We start from the raw sequence: 19188 nt of genomic DNA on the forward strand, positions 1-19188 counted from the left end.
CAATAACGCATTGCGCCAAGCAACGAGAGGCGCTTCACAGATCCCGTGTCACAGCGATGTGGAGCTATGATAGAGGCAACGGGGAGTCAGTTCCGTGGCAAGGACCGGCTCGACGGAGGGTTGATGTCATAGTGATATTGTTCAGGCAGAATGCCTAGCTCTAACGAAATGGATGTCATCTATGAAAACACTCCCACCGGTCGGACCCTCTCCGGAGCAACGAGCTCTTGTGAGTCAGAACAGGCTTGGCGTAGAAGTTATCTGCGGCGCAGCCGGAAGCGGAAAAACTACAACCGCCCTCCTTAGACTGAAATCGCTATCTCATATGTTCAACGGTCGACTTGTGCGTCAGGAGGAGGATCGGCCTATAAAGATTTTGATTCTCACGTTCAACCGGACGCTTGCTGGATATGTTTCAGAGCTAGCACGCCAACAGCCTGACCCGAAATTCAAAATCGACTTAGAAATAGAAACGTTTAGTCGCTGGGCTCTAAATAGACTCGGCTATCAGCTGGGCGACCAAAAAAAAGCTGAGGGGGTTCTATATACATTCGCAACTCAGATTAAGAACCTTTCGCCTCAATATGTCGTTAACGAATGCAATTATATTCTAGGTCGCTTTGAGCCGGAGCGGCTTAATAGTTATCTAGATGCAGACCGAACTGGGCGAGGCCAGATGCCGCGAGTCTCTAAGGCTACGCGGCAACAAATTCTTGATGAGGTTATTGAACCTTATCATGCATGGCTTCGGGAGAATAATATAATAGACTGGAATCAACTTGCAGTCTTCATGGCAAGAGATATCAGCCCGATCGGCTACGACATTGTAATTGTCGACGAGACTCAGGATTTCTCAGCTACTCAGCTTAGAGCAATAAAACATCATTTGGCTGATGATTACACCGTGACATTTGTGATTGATACGGTTCAGCGTGTTTATGCTAGGGGCTGGACATGGGCAGAGGCAGGGTATGAAGTTCGCTCTGAGAGAATTACCAGCCTTCGAAATAATCATCGTAATACTCAACAAATCGCTGCTTTCGCGGCTGGAATTCTTGCAGGAGTAGCTGTAGATGGGGAAGGTGCCATGCCTAATCTGCATGCGGCAACAGAGACCGGGCCTCTACCTCTTATACTGAAAGGAAAATATCAGCGTCAAATAGACTGGGCTATAGACTATATAGGCCGTAAAATTAATCTCAAAGAGGAATCGGTCGCATTTCTCAAACCACTAGGTGGCGGATGGTTCGATACCATTCGTGCTTCCTTAGATAGTGCGCGTATTCCTTATGCCAATATTACCAGAGAGCGAGAATGGCCTAGAGGTCTAGAAAACGTGGCCACATGCTCTTTTCATTCAGCGAAAGGCCTAGAGTTCGACTACGTTTTTATCCTGGGTTTCAATCAAAGAAATACGGAGTTTTCTGAGGAAGATAAAGGCGACCAGCTTCTTGTTCTGCGTCGCTTGCTCGCTATTGCGGTGGCCCGAGCGAGAAAAGCTGTCTTCGTTGGTTATAAACCTGGAGAAGAGTCGAGACTAATCCAGTTCTTTCAAGTAGGCACCTATGCTGAGGTTGATGTGTAATGCTTATTGAAGAAATTAAGAGGCGTGGTATTGTTGAGCTACTTCATTTTACAACCAATCGAGGAATTGTAGGTACGCTTGATTCTGGCTATCTGCTTTCTCGTTATCGTGTGAGACAAGAAGATAATCTCAAATACATCTTGCATTGCAATTCAACAAATCGCCCGGAAGAAAGCGATTTTTTTGATAAAAGCGAGCATTGGATTGATTTTGTAAATCTATCAATTTCAGAGATTAATAGAAGATATTTTGAGGTTTCTCAGGGGTGGCATCTCAATGCGGACGTTTGGTGGGGTATTCTTTCCTTTGACGTCGCTGCAATGGCTGACGATAACGTGTATTTTGCCACAACTAATAATTCCTACGATTACTGTATAAGAAAAAAAGGACTGGAAGGGTTTAGTGGTTTGTTTGCACCCGTGATAAGGCGAAAGCCACCAAGTTGGAGGGCGTGTCGCCTCAGACGAGCTGAGCATCTTCCTACATGTGAGCAGGCGGAAGTGCTCTATCCCGGCGCACTTTCAGTTCGATATTTACGTTGTATATACGTATTGGACGAAACCTGCCATGATACAGTCATAGGTTGGCTAGGGGAGTTTGGGCACACTGATGTCGATGTCCAAATAAATCCCCAAAAGTTCCAAGGAGTGAAAAATTGAGCAATCCACTATCCACAAGCAATGCTTCTGATCTCCGACAGTCTCACGCCTTCACACAGACCGTTGTTGAGTCAGCCTTGTGGGCTGCTGCTGGCGACGCGCTCGGCTGGATTACAGAGCTTTCGCATGGGCCTGCTGGTGTTAAGAACCGGACTGGGTCAACTGAGGTGAAGCAACCAGTCGCCTGGCAGCGATTGATCGCTGGTCGTAACGGTCCCAAAGTCGCTCTGCCTGCGGGAACCTACTCTGACGACACTCAGCTGCGCCTTGCAGTATCACGCTCCATTCGAGGAAATGGGGTGTTTGATGTTGAGACGTTTGCAAAAATTGAACTACCTGTTTGGCCTACTTACGCATTGGGTGCAGGTTTAGGCACAAAAGCAGCAGCTCTCAATCTTTCACGTAGAGGCGTTAATTGGTTTTCAAATTTCTATGTGAAAGGCGCACAGAGTTATATACAAAGTGGTGGTAACGGAGCGGCAATGAGAATTCAGCCGCACGTTTGGTCATCGAAAGGTGACGATCAAGAGATGCTCTTGAACGTATTTAGAGACGCCATCACAACCCATGGTCATCCTCATGGTTTTTGCGGCGCTGTATTTCATGCTCTGGTCCTAAAGGAAACGCTGCAAGAAGGTTCTATTCCTGGCCCCTCCCGTTGGAAAGAAATTGCTCAACAATTTCTAGAGTTGCCGAAGCTAATCCGTGAAGATAGCCAGCTAGTAGATTTTTGGCTCGCTTCTTGGGAGCGTGAAACAAAAAATACTCTAGAAGAAGCCATGTCTAGGTTTTGTGGCGAGGCGCTGCATGATATTAGCCGAGTGTCTGAGGCGATAAACAATAATTCAGTTGCTGTGTATAAATCTGCAATCTCATCTATAGGGTGTTTGACAGATCGATTCCGTGGATCTGGGTTTAAAACAGCTCTAGCTGCTTCGGTGCTGAGTTATCTGTATCGCTCTGAACCCATAGAGGAAGCGCTTGTGTTATCTGCCAATATGCTTGAGAGCGACACGGATACTATTGCAACTATGGCCGGAGCGCTTTTGGGGGCTGTAGCAGGTCGCTCCCCAGTATGGAATATTCAAGACTCGGATTACATTATCTCTGACGCGACACGTCTTGCTAACATCGCCATCGGAAATCCTCAGCCAAGCTTTTCTTACCCCGACATTGGTCGATGGAATCCCCCTGTCAATCAAGGTGCATCCATTCGCGTATTTGAAGATAGGCTCGCAATTGCCGGACTTGGTGCGCTGGAAACTTATGGTGACGAATACAGTTTTGGAGATCACGTGTGGCAATGGTCCACACTACCATTTGGCCAGACAATTCTTGCTAAGAGAAAAGCTTTCATAAATGATGTTGTCGGCACTGATCAACTTCCGAAGCCAAGCGTGCCTTCAAATATGCTAGCAAGCCGAAGTGCGCCTGACTCTCAATTTAATGTTCGGCAACCTGAGTTAAATTTTGAGCTTAGAAAGACTCAGTCAGTACAAAAAAAACCGTGCGGAGATATGTTTTTAAATGACCTTGATGCCGAGTCGGATATCATAATTTCATCAAATTTTGATAGCCACACAATAGGTGAGATTTTTAAAGCTCGGATCGACGCGACTTCGTCGATCGAGTCGGCCATGACCCTTTTGGCAATTGTAGCCAAGGCTAGAATCGCTAGAAATAAACGCCGGCAATGAGAGAGTGCTAATGGCCTGAGACTAATATTTAATACCTCGCAATGCAGTGCATTTGAAATGCAGGCTGCATCGTGGATTACCGCGTTAAATAGTAGTGGAGGATCTGAGTGCAAAGTAGAGTTGAGGGCGAAGTGGGTTCAGTGTCGAGTAAAGTGATTTTATTTTTCCCGGGCTTTTTGAATCATGGTCAGGTACTTAGCTACACTCACAGCCGACTTAGGCTCTGCTGACGAAAAGTCTTGCTTGATCATAAAATGCGCTAGTAGCTCGAAACCATTGCTTGTTGGAGGTGATATGAAAAATCGTAGTCACGATGAAGCAATGGCCAAGGTTTTCCGGGCTGATCCCACGTACGCTATTGAATTGCATGCAGAAGTCTGTTGCGAGGGCTGCACTGGTGAACTGGCCGTGCTGACGCGGCGACTCTCCACTGCCGTCGCCATGGTGAAGATGGTTCATAACGACACTGACCATAAAAATTGATTTTTAACTGGTATGGTATTTTTCATGGTTTTAAAATTGTCGTCGCTTTTGCGTACCCCTAAATCTAGGGGTTTCGGCCCTCTATTGATAATAGAGTGGGAGTGATCCCGCGTCCGGCATTGCCCGGCACCCACTAGCAAGAAATGCCCTGAAGCCCGCGTAATCGCGGGCTTTTGGCTTTTTAGTGCCGGCATTTTCTCGGAACGCCCCGACGGTTCCTTTGCGCTGCAGTCGCCGCTGCAGGTGGGATTGCCAAAGGAACGAAATGCCACCAGTTGTCCCATTGCTTGCAAGTTGATAATGTGCAAGCAATAGCAGCAACCAGGGAGCATGAAAGATGCCATCCGTTACCGTTCGAAATGTTTCTGATGAGGTCCATCGCGCTATTCGTGTGCGGGCCGCTCAACATGGCCGTAGCATCGAAGCCGAGATGCGGGAAATTCTCGAGTCTGCCGTGAAGCCGGAAGGTCGGGTGAAGCTGGGCTCGCTGTTGGCCCAGACCGGCCGCAAGGTCAAGTTGACTGATGAAGAGTTTGCCAGCTTCGAAAGCGCACGCGATAAAGCCCCCGCCCGGGCAGTGAGCTTCGAATGATCCTGCTCGATACGAATGTAATTTCCGAGCCTCTACGCCATTCGCCTGCGGCGTGCGTCATTCAATGGATCGACGAGCAGGCATTGGAAACGCTTTATCTGTCCGCCATGACCGTGGCTGAGCTACGTGCGGGTATAGCGTTGATGCCGGTTGGGCGACGCCGTTCGACGCTGCACGAAAGTCTTGAAAAACAGGTGCTGCCCATGTTCGTTGGGCGCGTTCTGCCTTTTGATCTGGCCTGCACACAGGCTTACGCCGAGGTGCTGGCCACGGCTCGAAAGGCCGGTAGTGGGATTGAAGCTGCCGATGCGTGCATCGCTGCGGTCGCCCTGGCCAATGGATTCATCGTCGCCACTCGCGATACTCATCCGTTCCGGGCTGCTGGCCTGACGGTCATCGATCCTTGGGCGCTGTAAAGACGCCTTGCTCTTATGCCATGAAATGATGGAAAACCTGGGTCGCCGCGGCCGACTCCTGATCAACTCACTTCAACACATACCCCCCAATCAACCGCGAAATCTCCACCATCGACGTCTTCCCTGAGAACTCGAACCGCACCTTCCCCAGCGCCGAGAAATACACCTCCAGCTCCGAATCCAGATCGAACGTGCCCGAGGTCTCGATCGAGTACGCCACGATGTTCTTGTAGGGCAGGGAGGTGAAATCCTTCTTGCTGCCGGTCAGGCCCTGCACGTTCACGGCAATGATGCGCTTGTTGGTGAACACCACGCCGTCACGCATCGACTTGTAGGCGTCGACCACGTGCTCGTCGTCCAGCAACAGCGCGGTGACGCGTTCGCCGTATTCGGCGTTCTGCTTGAGTTTGAAGAAGCCTTTGTTGTTGAAGTCGATCATGGCGTGGAATCCTGCGAGGAGGGGGGTTACCGAAGTTTACCCTGATGATGGCGCTGACAAGGGGGCGCCTGCAGCGTGAGGCCAAATATGTAGGCCAGGCGGTTCTGAAGCAATGGCCATACTCGCGGCCCTTTCAGCAACCGATCACTTCGACATGACTGATGCACATTCTGATACGCAAGCAAGCGGCGCTCTCGCTGCCCTTGCTCAGCAACTAACCGAGCAGTTGCCCGATCTCCACGAGATGGCGGTAGCTGCTGCCACTCGGTTGCTCACCTCCATGGGCGTCGATGCCCATCCCGACACTTTCTACTGGCATCGTTTCGACAACGCTCAATCCAGCCATCGTTCGTTCAGCGGCTATGCGCACAAGGGGCCGCCGAGCGAGACGATGACGTTCACTGAACTGCTGATGCAGAGGTTTCGCGCAAGCGATCAGGACAACGCCGATTTGCTGCATGTGATGGGCGGGTTCTACACCGCAAATGCACAGGCGCAGTGGTTCGATGAGCGTAACGAGGTGCGGCTGGAGCCCGACAAGGTGTTGAGCGCGCTATGGAAGGTCGATTTTGCTGCGTCTTATCAAGCGGTGCTGACGAAATTCTGGACCGACAACGAGCAAGGCGTATCAACGCTGATACGGATCAATTGCCTGAGCGCCGCCATCGAAGCGTGCCAGGCCGGTAAGCTCACGCGCCCGCAGGTGCAATGGGTGTTCGATGGCATGGGATGCGCAGATGCCATGGCGCCGACGCTGGGCGATCTGAGCGGCCAGCGGCTGCCGATCGGAAGTGTGACCGTCGACGCGCTGCAGATTGCCGGCCACGCGTTCACCAGCGTGCTGTGTTTCAACAGACCGACTGGAGAGCGCTTGCTGTATCTAGCGGGCCGCGATACCGCGTTTCAAGCGTTTGCCGACCATGCGGCGGTCGAGAAATGGTTGTACCAGCAGCTGCAGAATGTGCAGAGTCGCGAGCGGCTGCTCGATCACGGAAGGCTTCTGGAGCCTGCTGCGGCGCTGGCGCGCACACGCAGTCTCGCGTTGTTGGCAAAGAAACCAATGAAGCAGTTCGCTGCCAAGGTGGCGTGGCCGCCCATTGCAATCGATGCAGCGCACTGACTGCGCACGCGGACTCGCGAACAGATGGAAGCCGAGGCCCGACTGCAACTGCACAGCAACAGCGAGCTGCGCAAGCAGCTATGGATCGGTTATCTGGGCGCCGGCGCGCACCTGTTCGGTTCGGCGGCCATGGTCAACTGGCCGATCGCGTTGATTGTGGTATTGGCCAGTGCCGGACGCTTTGCGCTGAACGTGGAGCGGGCGGTGAACGCTGCACAAACGGCCGATCGACGCTCTGCGCTCTACGCTTCGATCGTCAGCGGCATCGAACTGTTGCTCAACACGACATTGTTGATTCCTGCGCAGGTACCGGACATCGGTGATTTGGAGCCGTTGCAGGCCCCGGGGCATGCAGCGGAGCAAACGCCGCTGCTGCCGGACACTCAAGGCTTGTTGGATGTAGGAGGCCAGCCGACGATCCGTTTGCGTGGCAACCTCTATCGCGCGCGCTACGATACGAATCTGCGTTGCTGGTTGATCATTGATCCACAACGACCCTTTGCCTTCACCGGCAACTATCCGGTGCGCTTCAACGAGCAACTGGAATGGGAACTGACGCCTCCCGGTTGTCTGCGAGGTGGCGGTGGCTGCATGAGCGTTTCGGGAGAAGTCGAGCTGGAGCCGCCACCGGTCAGCTACGTCCAGTTCGAGCGCTCGCCGACTCGCTATGAAGTACCACTGGTGGCTCGGGCCGCAACACGTGAGCTGTTGAGCGATCAGTTTCGAAAGATGCTTTCGGGTGACTATTTCGATCCCTATACACCCCTCAACCCTGTGCTCGACAGCCTCAACAAGCTGCGCGCCGAGTTGATCGAAGATGCCAACGCCTTCATTGCTCAGTGGCGCTCGCCTGGCAGATCGCCCGTGCCGGTGCCTGATCCTTCACTGCCGCCGTATATTGCCGTGCGTCGGCTGTTGGAGGAGTCCAGGGGCTTGGTCATCGGTGAGTCCCATCAAGCCATCGCCAGCAAGCGGTTTTTGATCGAAAACATGCCGGCGCTGGCCAGGGACGGCGTGGAAACCCTGTACATGGAGCACCTGATGACCGATCTGCATCAGGCCGAACTCGATCAGGTCGCCAGCGATGGCCGTTTGCCCAGCCAACTACAGGATTACCTGCGTGACCAGGATCTGGGTCACCACACCGACCCCGCGCGACGCTACAACTTCACCACGCTGGTGCAGGCCGCGCGCGGCGAAGGCATCCACGTGCGCGCGCTGGACTGCGCGGCCAGCTATCGACTCGATGGCATGGACGACCTCTACAACGTCGGTGGCACCCTGCGCCACAAAGTGTTCAGCTACCATGCCAGCCGCGTCATCGCGGCGCGTGGCGGGTTGCCGGGTAGCGGCAAGTGGATCGCTCTGGTCGGCGACACCCATGCTTCCACCTATAAAGGCGTTCCGGGGCTCGCGCAGCTGCACGATGTAACGGCGCTGCGTATCGTCGATGCAGGTGCCGGTCAGCAGACCCGTATCACCTTGGATCCTGGCGAATATTATCTGCCATCCATGGGCCACCCCGATGGTGTGGTCAAGGCAGACTGGCGCCTGGCATTGAAGGTGCGCGAGGCGCCGTTCACCTACCTGGATCCCTCGTTGGCACCCCCGGGGGTCATCAGACCCTGACGCGCCAGTACGCATGCGGCTCGTCCGGCTCTGTAGCAACGGTGCAAGCCGAATCGGCGGCGCATGCGGTTTGTCTGGCACTGCTCGGTAAGGCCAGACGCGGCTCGCGCCGCTGCTACAGGGGCGCGGTGCGAGACGCACTTCGGCCTGCAGGCACCCCACCGCGCGGCAGTTCAACTCTTAATCTTTCTCAATTGCAGGTGTATCGTGTCGGCCTTTCGCGTTCATTGAGCAGGTGCCGTCCCCATGTCTTTCACTCGTCGACGATTTCTCGGTGGCCTGGCTGGCGTGGTGGCGGTCGGTGTGGGTGCCGGTGGTGCTGCCCGCTACTGGCTGGGAACGCCGGTCGACCAGGCCGGTGTCGATTATCAGTTGATCGCCGCGCCGCTCGACGTCGAGCTGGTGGCAGGCCATCAGACCCCCGCCTGGGCCTTCGGCGGTTCGGCGCCCGGCCAGGAACTGCGCGTGCGCCAGGGTGAATGGTTGCGTGTGCGCTTCATCAACCAGTTGCCGGTAGAGACCACCATTCACTGGCACGGCATCCGCCTGCCGCTGGACATGGACGGCGTGCCCTACGTGTCGCAGCTGCCGGTAAAGCCCGGTGAATACTTCGATTACCGCTTCCGCGTACCCGACGCCGGCAGCTACTGGTATCACCCCCATGTCGCCAGCAGCGAGGAACTGGGCCGGGGCTTGGTCGGCCCGTTGATCGTCGAGGAGCGCGAGCCGACCGGTTTCGCTCACGAGGCGGTACTCAATCTGAAGAACTGGCACGTGGACGAGGAGGGCGCGTTCCTGCCGTTCAGCATTCCCCGTGAAGCGGCGCGAAACGGCACTCTGGGGCGACTCTCGACGATCAACGGTGTGCATCGGGGAACCATCGATCTGCCGGCCGGGCAGATCGTCCGGGTGCGCATTCTGAACCTGGACAACACCGCCACCTACCGCCTGAATTTCCGTGGTGACGCCGAGATGCGCCTGTATGCGCTGGACGGCAACCCGATCGAGCCCCGTGCGTTCGGCAAGGATTACTGGATGGGCCCCGGCATGCGCGTCTGCCTTGCGGTCAAGATGCCGCCTGCCGGTGAAGAGATCGCTATCCGCGATGGCTCGGTGCGTCTGGGCACGCTGCGCTCGGTGCCGGCCGAGGCAGCGGCCAGCGACTGGCCACCTGCCTTGCCCGCCAACCCCATCGCTGAACCGGACTTGGCCAACGCCGAGAAGCTCAATTTCAACTTCGAATGGGTGGGCGAGGTGTCCGACACCACCGAAGGCAAGCCGCCCAGCCTGTGGCAGATCAACGGCATCGCCTGGGATATCACCGACAAGACCTGCGCCGATCGCCCCATTGCCAAGATGCAGTTGGGCAAGAGCTACGTGCTGGAGCTGAAGAACATGACGCAGTATCAGCACCCCATTCACTTGCACGGCATGAGTTTCAAGGTGATCGCGTCCAATCGGCGCAAGATCATTCCGTACTTCACTGACACGTTCCTCCTGGGCAAGAACGAACGTGCCCAAGTGGCCCTGGTAGCGGATAATCCGGGTATCTGGATGTTCCACTGCCATGTGATCGACCACATGGAAACCGGACTCATGGCCGCAATAGAGGTTGCCTGAACGTTGAAGTACGCACAGATCATCGATCGCAGCCGCGATCAGTTCTTCATGGCCGAGGCCCTGGCCTTGGCAGCCCAGGGCGCGGCGCTGGGCGAGGTGCCGGTGGGCGCGGTTCTGGTGCAGCAGGGTGAGATCGTCGGGCGCGGATTCAATTGCCCGATCAGCGGCCATGACCCCAGCGCCCACGCCGAGATGGTCGCGATCCGCAACGCAGCGCAAGCGGTGCAGAACTATCGGCTGCCGGGCAGCACGCTCTATGTCACCCTGGAGCCTTGCAGCATGTGTGCGGGGCTTATCGTGCATTCGCGCATCGCACGGGTGGTGTTCGGTGCGCTCGAACCCAAGGCCGGTGTCGTGCAGAGCCAGGGGCAGTTCTTCAATCAGGGCTTTCTGAACCACCGGCTGGTGGTGGAGGGGGGGGTGTTGGCTGAAGAATGCGGGGCTATCTTGAGCGAATTTTTCAGGGCGCGACGGGCGAAGGGCTGAGATTCGGGGAGGGAGTGCTGCCGAGGGCTTTTTCGCGGGCAGAGCCCGCTCCCACAAGATCACCGCGTGCTTTTAGAGGGGTGGCGTCTGCTGTGCGGGCTTTGACTGGTCGACACCCGGCACATGCAGGTTGCCATCGGCAACCTGGCTGCCTTCGAGCTGGGGCTGGGTCACCCAGGTGAGAATGTCGTAATAGCGGCGGATGTTGGCGACGAAGTGCACCGGCTCACCACCGCGGGCGTAGCCGTAGCGAGTCTTGCTGTACCACTTCTTCTGCGCCAGGCGCGGCAGCATCTTCTTCACGTCCAGCCATTTGTTCGGGTTCAACCCTTCGCCTTCGGCCAGTTTGCGCGCGTCGTCCAGATGACCGCCGCCAATGTTGTAGGCCGCCAGCGCGAACCAGGTCCGATCGGGCTCCTCGATGCTGGCGTCGAGCTGGTCCTTGACGTAGGCAAAGTACTTGGCACCGCCGTTAATGCTTTGCTTGGGGTCCAGGCGGTTGCTCACGCCCATGGCTTGGGCAGTGTTCTGGGTCAGCATCATCAAGCCGCGCACGCCGGTCTTGGAGGTCACGCTGGCCTGCCACATGGACTCCTGATAGCCGATGGCTGCCAGCAGCCGCCAGTCGACCTTTTCCTGCTTGGCGGAGGACTGGAAGGTTTTCTCGAACTTGGGCAGACGTTGCTGCAGGTGCTGGGCGAAGGTGTAGGCGCCAACGTAGCCCAGGACGTCGACATGGCCGTAGTAGCGATCCTTGAGTCGCTGCAGGGTGCCGTTGCCCTTGACCTTGTCGATGAAGCGGTTGACCTCGTCTAGCAGGCTGTTGTCCTCACCGCTGGCCACGGCCCAGCGCTGATCGCGGCCATCGCCCAGGTCGAAGGCGACCCGCACATTGGGGAAATACACCTGGTTCATGGCCACTTCGTTGGAGTCGACCAGGGTCAGGTCGATCTGCCCTTCGTCGACCATGCGCAGCAGATCCACCACCTCGACCGCATCGGACTCTTCGTATTCAAGGGCCGGATACTGCAGCTTCAGCTTGGCCAGCTGCTCGGCGTGGCTGCTGCCCTTGAGCACCATGATCTTCTTGCCGACCAGCTCGGCGGCATCGGTGGGTCGGTTCTGGCCGTTGCGATAGATGACCTGCGGCGTCACTTCCAGGTAAGGGTGCGAGAAGCGCGCCTGTTTCTCCCGCACCTCGCTGGTGACCAGGCCAGCGGCTGCCAGCACCGGGCCCTGTGGCTGGCTCAGGCCGGCGAAGATGTCGTCGAGGTTGTCGGCGGTTTCGATCTTGAGCTCGACCCCCAGGTCATCGGCGAAACGCTTGACCAGCTCGTATTCGAAGCCGGTTTCACCGTTGCGATCCTGGAAATAGGTCGCCGGGCTGTTGCGGGTTATGACGCGCAGCACGCCGTCCTCCTTGACCCGCTCGAGCGTGCTGGGTTTATCAACACAGCCACTGAGCAGCAGGAGAAGTCCGGTTGCGAAGAGCCATTTGGCGCAGCGCGAGCGTAAGACGGTCTGGGTGAGCATGGGTGCAGTATACGCAAACGGCCGCGTCAGCCATATCTCGACAGTATGTAGGGGAGTCTGCTAGAGCTGCCAGACCTGCGTGGCCACCCCTCGACCGCCCGTCCTGCGGGATCTGACGAACGAACGCGGTGTTTTCCATCCGTCGGGTGCCTAGCGCAACGGTTTAGGCTAGAATGCACGGCCTCCAAGCACACCCCCTTTCGAGGCTGTCCCGACGATGTTGATCCTGCGCGGCGCTCCTGCCCTTTCTGCCTTTCGCCACGGTAAATTACTCGAGCAACTGAGCCAGAAGGTCCCCGCTGTTACTGGCCTGTATGCTGAATTCGCCCACTTCGCCGAAGTCGAAGGCGAGCTGGCCAGCGACGACCAGCAAGTCCTTGCCCGTCTGCTCAAATACGGCCCCAGCGTTCCGGTTCAGGAGCCCACCGGGCGGCTGTTCCTGGTGCTGCCGCGTTTCGGCACCATCTCGCCATGGTCGAGCAAGGCCAGCGATATCGCCCACAACTGCGGCCTGACCCAGGTTCAACGTCTGGAGCGCGGCATTGCCTTTTATGTGTCTGGTGATTTCAGCGAGGCTGACGCCGAGCTGATCGGCGCCGTACTGCATGACCGCATGACTCAGGTGGTGCTGTCCCGTCTGGAAGAGGCCGCCGGCCTGTTCCGTCATGCCGAACCCAAGCCGCTCACCGCCGTAGACATCCTGGGTGGCGGTCGTGCCGCGCTGGAAAAGGCCAACGTCGAACTGGGTCTGGCCCTGGCCGAAGACGAAATCGATTACCTGGTTAGCAGTTTCCAGGGGCTGGCGCGCAATCCGCACGACATCGAACTGATGATGTTCGCCCAGGCCAACTCCGAGCACTGCCGCCACAAGATTTTCAACGCCAGTTGGGACATCGACGGCCAGAGCCAGGAAAAAAGCCTGTTCGGCATGATCAAGAACACCTACCAGATGCACAGCGAAGGCGTGCTCTCGGCGTACAAGGACAACGCTTCGGTCATCGTCGGCAGCGTGGCCGGGCGCTTCTTCCCGAACCCTGAAACCCGCCAGTACGGCGCGGTGCAGGAGCCGGTGCACATCCTGATGAAGGTGGAAACCCACAACCATCCTACGGCGATCGCGCCGTTTCCAGGTGCCTCCACCGGGTCTGGCGGTGAGATCCGCGACGAAGGCGCGACTGGCCGTGGCGCCAAGCCCAAGGCGGGCCTGACCGGTTTCACCGTGTCCAACCTGAACATTCCGGGCTTCGAGCAGCCGTGGGAAAAACCCTACGGCAAGCCCGAGCGCATCGTCACTGCGCTCGACATCATGATCGACGGTCCTCTGGGCGGCGCGGCGTTCAACAATGAATTCGGTCGCCCGGCCCTGACCGGCTACTTCCGCACCTTCGAGCAAAGCATCGACACCCCCCATGGTGAGGAAGTGCGCGGCTATCACAAGCCGATCATGCTCGCCGGCGGCATGGGCAACATCCGCGAAGAGCATGTACAGAAAGGCGAGATCACCGTCGGGTCCAAATTGATCGTGCTCGGTGGCCCGGCCATGCTCATCGGCCTGGGCGGCGGCGCCGCCTCCTCCATGGCCACCGGCACCAGCTCGGCCGACCTGGACTTCGCGTCGGTACAGCGCGAAAACCCGGAAATGGAGCGTCGCTGCCAGGAGGTCATCGACCGTTGCTGGCAGCTCGGCGACAAGAACCCCATCAGCTTCATCCACGACGTGGGCGCGGGCGGTCTGTCCAACGCGTTCCCCGAGCTGGTGAACGACGGTGGCCGCGGCGGTCGCTTCGAACTGCGCAACGTGCCCAACGACGAGCCGGGCATGGCCCCGCTGGAAATCTGGAGCAACGAATCCCAGGAACGTTACGTGCTGGCCGTCGATGCGGCCGACTTCGAGCGGTTCCAGGCCATCTGCGAGCGTGAGCGCTGCCCGTTCGCCGTCGTCGGCGAGGCCACCGCAGAGCCGCAATTGACCGTCACCGACAGCCACTTCGGCAACAGCCCGGTCGACATGCCACTCGAAGTGCTGCTGGGCAAGGCGCCACGCATGCACCGCAGTGCCGTGCGCGAGCAGGCGCTGGGTGACGACTTCGACCCGGCCCAGCTGGACCTGGCCGATTCCATCGAGCGCGTGCTGCATCACCCGGCCGTGGCCAGCAAGAGCTTCCTGATCACCATCGGGGACCGCACCATCACCGGCCTGGTGGCACGCGACCAGATGGTCGGCCCGTGGCAGGTACCGGTGGCCGACGTCGCCGTCACCGCCACCAGTTTCGACGTCTACAGCGGCGAAGCCATGGCCATGGGCGAACGCACGCCACTGGCGTTGCTCGACGCCCCGGCCTCGGCCCGTATGGCGGTCGGCGAAACCCTGACCAACATCGCCGCATCGAGCATCGCGAAAATCTCCGACATAAAGCTGTCGGCCAACTGGATGTCCGCGGCTGGCCATCCAGGTGAAGACGCGCGTCTGTACGACGCCGTGCAAGCGGTCGGCATGCAGTTGTGCCCGGCGCTGGGCATCACCATTCCGGTCGGCAAGGACTCCATGTCCATGAAGACCAAATGGAGCGAGGAGGGCACCGACAAGAGCGTGACCTCACCGATGTCGTTGATCATCACCGGCTTCGCTCCGGTGGTCGACATCCGCAAGACCCTGACCCCGCAACTGCGCATGGACAAGGGCGAAACCGACCTCATCCTCATCGACCTGGGTCGTGGTCAGAACCGCATGGGCGCCTCGATCCTGGCTCAGGCGCATGGCAAGTTGGCCAACCGGGCACCGGACGTCGACGATGCCGAAGACCTCAAGGCATTCTTCGCCGTGATCCAGGGCCTCAACGCCGACGGCCACCTGCTGGCCTATCATGACCGTTCCGACGGTGGCCTGCTGGCCAGCGTGGTGGAAATGGCCTTCGCCGGTCATTGCGGGCTCAACCTGCAACTGGCCACCGTGGCGCACAGCCGCGAGGAAGTGGGCGCAGTGCTGTTCAACGAAGAGCTGGGCGCAGTGATCCAGGTCCGTCAGGACGCCACGCCGATGATCCTGGCGCAGTTCAGCGCTGCGGGCCTGGGTAATGACTGCGTCGCGGTGATCGGCCAGCCGATCAACAACGGTGCGGTGAACATCCGCTACCACGACGAGGTGCTGTTCAGCGGCGAGCGCCGTCTGCTGCAACGCCAGTGGGCCGAGACCAGCTACCAGATCCAGCGACTGCGCGACAACGCCGTCGGCGCCGATCAGGAATTCGATGCGCTGCTCGAAGAAGACAACCCAGGCCTGAGCTTCAACCTCAGCTACGACGTCAACGAAGACATCGCTGCGCCGTACATCAAGAGGGGGGTCCGTCCACAGGTGGCCGTGCTGCGCGAGCAGGGCGTCAATGGCCAGGTCGAGATGGCCGCAGCCTTCGACCGTGCCGGCTTCAATGCCATCGACGTGCACATGAGCGATATTCTTGCCGGCCGTGTCGATCTCAACGAGTTCAAAGGCCTGGTCGCCTGCGGCGGCTTCTCCTACGGTGACGTGCTGGGTGCCGGTGAGGGCTGGGCCAAGTCGGCACTGTTCAACGCCCGTGCCCGTGATGCGTTCCAGCAGTACTTCGAGCGCAGTGACAGCTTCACCCTCGGCGTGTGCAACGGTTGCCAGATGATGTCCAACCTGCACGAACTGATTCCGGGCAGCGAGTTCTGGCCGCACTTCGTGCGCAACCGTTCCGAGCAGTTCGAAGCGCGCGTTGCGATGGTCCAGGTGCAGGAATCCAATTCGATCTTCCTGCAGGGCATGGCCGGTTCGCGCATGCCGATCGCCATCGCCCACGGTGAAGGCCACGCCGAATTCGCTTCGGCCGACGCCTTGCTGCAAGCCGATGTATCGGGCTGTGTGGCCCTGCGCTTCGTCGACAACCACGGCAAGGTCACCGAGCAATACCCGGCCAACCCGAACGGCTCSCCGCGCGGGATCACCGGGTTGACCAGCCGCGACGGCCGCGTGACCATCATGATGCCGCACCCGGAGCGGGTCTTCCGTGCGGTGCAGAACTCCTGGAAGCCTGAGGAGTGGAACGAGGACGGTGCCTGGATGCGCATGTTCCGCAACGCCCGTGTCTGGGTCGACTAAAGCGTGTTCAAACTGGCCTTCTTCGTTCCCGACAGCCATGTCGAGCTTGTCAAAAGCGCTGTATTCGCCGCCGGTGGCGGTCGCATCGGCGCCTACGACAGCTGCGCTTGGCAGGTGATGGGGCAGGGCCAGTTTCGGCCGCTTGCAGGTAGCCAACCCTTTTGCGGACAAGCGGACGTCGTGGAAAAGGTCGAAGAGTGGAAGGTCGAGCTGGTCGTGGCCGATCCGCTCATCGCACAGGTGGTGCAAGCACTCAAGCTTGCCCACCCTTACGAAACGCCGGCCTATGAAGTGTGGCGGCTTCACGAGCTGTAAGCCGCCACTGTTCTTTAGCGCAGACGCATCTGGCCGTACACTCGTTTGGCCATGTCGAGATTGCCCCCGCGCACGTTCACCAGGTTGTGACTCTGCAGCTCGTTCACGCCTTGAGTTTCCTGCGCCTGATCGACTACCCCAGCCACCTTCAGACTCACGCCGTCGCTGGCCGACAAGGCGGACGCCTGGGCAATGCCCTGCCGGTCAGTACGCTTGAAATCGAAACGGCCTTGCTCTATCAGGCTGCCTGTACCTGCCAGACCATAGGCGTGCAAGGCTGCGGTTGCCGGTTCATTCCATTTGCCGGCCAGCAGTGCAGCCTCGCTGGCCAATGTGTCGGGCGCTATCTTGCCACCCAGTTGAGCTTGTCCTTCCACGTTCAGCACCTTCACATCGTCACTGCGGCTGGTGACCACCAGATTGCCGCCCACGCTGCCCGTGATCGTCTGCGCCTGAACTTCGGCACCATTGAGTCGCAGCTGGCCATGGGTATCGACAGTGACGGCATCGGCTACCAGCTTGGCGTTGCGATAGGTCTTGCTGTCTTCCTTGTACTGGGTGATGGCCAGTTGCGAGCCGCCGGTGGACGAGCCGATGCCGAACGTCTTCACGTCTGCCTGGGTGCGCTGAGTCGAAGCCTCAAGTTGCACGCCGCCATTGGTAGCCTGGAGTCGAATGCGGGCGGCATCGAGCTCGGTGCCTTGCAGGGTGATTGCCTGGTTGTGACGCGCCGATGCGCTCAGGTTGGCATCGTTGGCAACCCGCCACTGCGAATGCACTTGGCGATAGCTGTCCTGCTCGGTCTGGGTCATCTGCAGACCCTGCTCGCTGCTGGATACGTGATGGCCGGTGGCGGTCACTTTGTTGATGGCTGCCAGGTTGAGCAATGTTCCGCCTGCGGAAATGTTCAGCGTGTCGACCTTCTGCTCCTGCGAACCGATTTGCACGCCTGTCAGTAAGGCGTCACGTCCAGCGGACAGGGTGACCGCGCCAGGTGTGTCGAAGCGTGCCACGACGGCTTGGCGCTCGTTGCGGGTACGCTGATCGTCAACGGACTGTCTGTGGTTGCTGGCCTGGTTCAGCGACAGTGCGCCACCGGCGTTCACGGCGATCGGCCCTTGGGTACTGCTGAACGCTGTGCCTTCGTAGTGGCCATCGCCCTTGAGCCGGATGTCCACGCCAGCGCTACCGGCAATGACCCCTACCTTGGCCTGGCTCGTACCTTCGGCGGATTTGTCCGCAGCGGCCTTGAGGTCGTGGTTCTGGGCGGTGATGCGGGTCATGCCGGTGGTGCTGACATAGGACGTTCCGACGTCGTTGATGTTGCCGTCGATCGATACATCCACCTCGCTGCCTTGATAGCGGCTGACCTGCGCCTGGTCCGCGTTGTTTCTCGCCGTGCTGGCTCGGATGCGCAAGGCGCCCTCGGCGACGGCATCCACGCCCTGGCTGCGCAGGGCATGCGCGGTCAGGGACATGTCGCCTTGGCTGCGCAGCTGCGCGTCGGCCAGGTTGAGCTGTTGCGTGCTGTTCACCCTCAGCTCTGCGTTGCCCGCGTCGAGCCGTGCCTGTGGCGCCGGTTCATCGCCGCTGGCGCGGCCCTGCAGGGTGATATCGCCTGCGGCTGCGATGCTGATGCCTTTGTCCGCCTTCATCTGGACACCCGGCATCTTGATACCGGCGCCTTCGTGGGTGCTGACGAGGCGGATGCGACCCTCGCTGTCCATGGCGCCGAGCAGGTTGGCATCGATGCGCTTGGGCGTGCGGGTACTGCTGACGACTTCGTTGCTGGCGTAATCGATGACATTGCTGCCGAACAACAGGTCAACGTCGCCAGCTGCACGGATCGAGCCGTTGCTGGCGATGCTGGGCGCGATCAGCGCAAGGCTGCCGTCCAGGTTGCTCACCCCGTTCTTGTCCACGCGCAGAACGCCCTTGGCGGCTTGCGTGTCGAGCTGGTGCAGTTGTCCATCCTGCAGCGTGGGCGAACCGACCACAAAGGTTGCACGCGGCACATTGGCCAGGCTGGCGCCGTTGAGGGTGATGCCGTTCGGGTTGGCCAGCACATAGTCTGCCGCCGCGCCGAAGACCACTTGTGGGCCGTTGATGTTGGAGCGGTTGTGCCCGACCACTTCGTTGAGGATGGTGCTGGCGGCCGTGCCACCCAATTGCGGGTTGGCGTGCATCGCGCCGGCCAGTTCACTGTGCCCGGCCACCACGCTGTTGTTGAGCACCACACCCTCGGTGCCTACGTTGTATTCGCTGTAGACGTTATGCGAGAGGCCCGCCTGGTTGGGCGCGACAATGTCGATCACCGGCACGGTACGGTCGATGTGGATGGTTGGCTTCGCAGCGGCCCCATCGAATGCTGTCAGGCCATCGGCGCCGGCGTATGAGCAAGGCACCAGCAGCGCAGCGGCGATGGCCAACGGCAGTGAGCGTGGGTTCAGGTGGCGTAAGTGTTTTGAGGCGTGGGTCATCGAGGTCTTTCCTTAGG

15 protein-coding genes are annotated in these 19188 nt (G+C 58.8%); 12 read left to right on the forward strand and 3 right to left on the reverse strand.

Translation table 11 applies throughout. The features are described 5' to 3' along the window. The first annotated feature begins 181 nt into the window (after positions 1-181). The 6 genes from ASF66_RS13415 to ASF66_RS13430 all read left to right on the forward strand — a co-directional run bounded on the left by ASF66_RS13415 (position 182) and on the right by ASF66_RS13430 (position 5432). Positions 182-1585, forward strand: a complete 1404-nt coding sequence (locus tag ASF66_RS13415; protein ID WP_082484670.1) for a UvrD-helicase domain-containing protein — start codon at positions 182-184, stop codon at positions 1583-1585. Next, positions 1585-2244: a DarT ssDNA thymidine ADP-ribosyltransferase family protein gene (locus tag ASF66_RS22115; RefSeq protein WP_082484671.1), complete on the forward strand. Its 660-nt coding sequence runs from the start codon at positions 1585-1587 to the stop codon at positions 2242-2244. Before ASF66_RS13415 ends, ASF66_RS22115 begins: the two co-directional genes overlap by 1 nt. Further along, positions 2241-3941 (forward strand): ADP-ribosylglycohydrolase family protein, encoded by a 1701-nt coding sequence (locus ASF66_RS22120; RefSeq protein WP_082484672.1) that lies wholly within the window; start codon positions 2241-2243, stop codon positions 3939-3941. The genes ASF66_RS22115 and ASF66_RS22120 overlap by 4 nt, the downstream gene beginning before the upstream one ends. Positions 3942-4235: 294 nt before the next feature. After that, complete coding sequence (locus ASF66_RS13420) at positions 4236-4424, forward strand: hypothetical protein (protein ID WP_056844191.1); 189 nt, start codon at positions 4236-4238, stop codon at positions 4422-4424. 337 nt (positions 4425-4761) lie between these two features. Next, positions 4762-5016 (forward strand): FitA-like ribbon-helix-helix domain-containing protein, encoded by a 255-nt coding sequence (locus ASF66_RS13425; RefSeq protein WP_056844192.1) that lies wholly within the window; start codon positions 4762-4764, stop codon positions 5014-5016. Continuing rightward, the gene (locus tag ASF66_RS13430; protein ID WP_056844193.1) at positions 5013-5432 is read left to right on the forward strand and encodes a type II toxin-antitoxin system VapC family toxin; all 420 of its coding nucleotides are present in this window, start codon (positions 5013-5015) and stop codon (positions 5430-5432) included. Before ASF66_RS13425 ends, ASF66_RS13430 begins: the two co-directional genes overlap by 4 nt. A gap of 67 nt (positions 5433-5499) precedes the next feature. Here the strand turns inward: ASF66_RS13430 and ASF66_RS13435 are convergent, their stop codons facing one another. Then, a complete protein-coding gene (locus tag ASF66_RS13435; protein ID WP_056844194.1) occupies positions 5500-5871 on the reverse strand; it encodes a PH domain-containing protein in 372 nt (123 codons plus the stop codon). A 112-nt stretch (positions 5872-5983) separates the two neighbouring features. On the opposite strand from ASF66_RS13435, the gene ASF66_RS13440 reads away from it, so the two are divergent. The 4 genes from ASF66_RS13440 (at position 5984) to tadA (ending at position 10726) form a co-directional block, all read left to right on the forward strand. After that, entirely contained in the window at positions 5984-6991 is a 1008-nt protein-coding gene (locus tag ASF66_RS13440) for a dermonecrotic toxin domain-containing protein (protein WP_156463189.1), read from the forward strand. A 24-nt stretch (positions 6992-7015) separates the two neighbouring features. Next, positions 7016-8620 (forward strand): membrane-targeted effector domain-containing toxin, encoded by a 1605-nt coding sequence (locus ASF66_RS13445; RefSeq protein WP_056844196.1) that lies wholly within the window; start codon positions 7016-7018, stop codon positions 8618-8620. 246 nt (positions 8621-8866) lie between these two features. Beyond that, on the forward strand, positions 8867-10240 hold the full coding sequence (locus ASF66_RS13450; RefSeq protein WP_056844197.1) for a multicopper oxidase family protein: 1374 nt from the start codon (positions 8867-8869) through the stop codon (positions 10238-10240). Between the two features lie 3 nt (positions 10241-10243). Beyond that, a complete protein-coding gene (gene tadA, locus ASF66_RS13455; RefSeq protein WP_269082580.1) occupies positions 10244-10726 on the forward strand; it encodes a tRNA adenosine(34) deaminase TadA in 483 nt (160 codons plus the stop codon). Positions 10727-10798: 72 nt separating this feature from the next. Here the strand turns inward: tadA and mltF are convergent, their stop codons facing one another. After that, positions 10799-12259 (reverse strand): membrane-bound lytic murein transglycosylase MltF, encoded by a 1461-nt coding sequence (gene mltF / locus ASF66_RS13460; RefSeq protein WP_056844198.1) that lies wholly within the window; start codon positions 12257-12259, stop codon positions 10799-10801. A 217-nt stretch (positions 12260-12476) separates the two neighbouring features. Between mltF and purL the strand changes: the two genes are divergently transcribed. Both purL and ASF66_RS13470 read left to right on the forward strand, forming a co-directional pair. Next, positions 12477-16376: a phosphoribosylformylglycinamidine synthase gene (gene purL, locus ASF66_RS13465; protein ID WP_056844199.1), complete on the forward strand. Its 3900-nt coding sequence runs from the start codon at positions 12477-12479 to the stop codon at positions 16374-16376. A gap of 3 nt (positions 16377-16379) precedes the next feature. Continuing rightward, entirely contained in the window at positions 16380-16691 is a 312-nt protein-coding gene (locus ASF66_RS13470) for a Nif3-like dinuclear metal center hexameric protein (protein ID WP_049861261.1), read from the forward strand. A 14-nt stretch (positions 16692-16705) separates the two neighbouring features. Here the strand turns inward: ASF66_RS13470 and ASF66_RS13475 are convergent, their stop codons facing one another. Next, positions 16706-19171, reverse strand: a complete 2466-nt coding sequence (locus ASF66_RS13475) for a two-partner secretion domain-containing protein (RefSeq protein ID WP_056844200.1) — start codon at positions 19169-19171, stop codon at positions 16706-16708. Positions 19172-19188: the final 17 nt, after the last annotated feature.

Source organism: Pseudomonas sp. Leaf129 (assembly GCF_001423465.1).
Lineage (GTDB): Bacteria > Pseudomonadota > Gammaproteobacteria > Pseudomonadales > Pseudomonadaceae > Aquipseudomonas > Aquipseudomonas coleopterorum.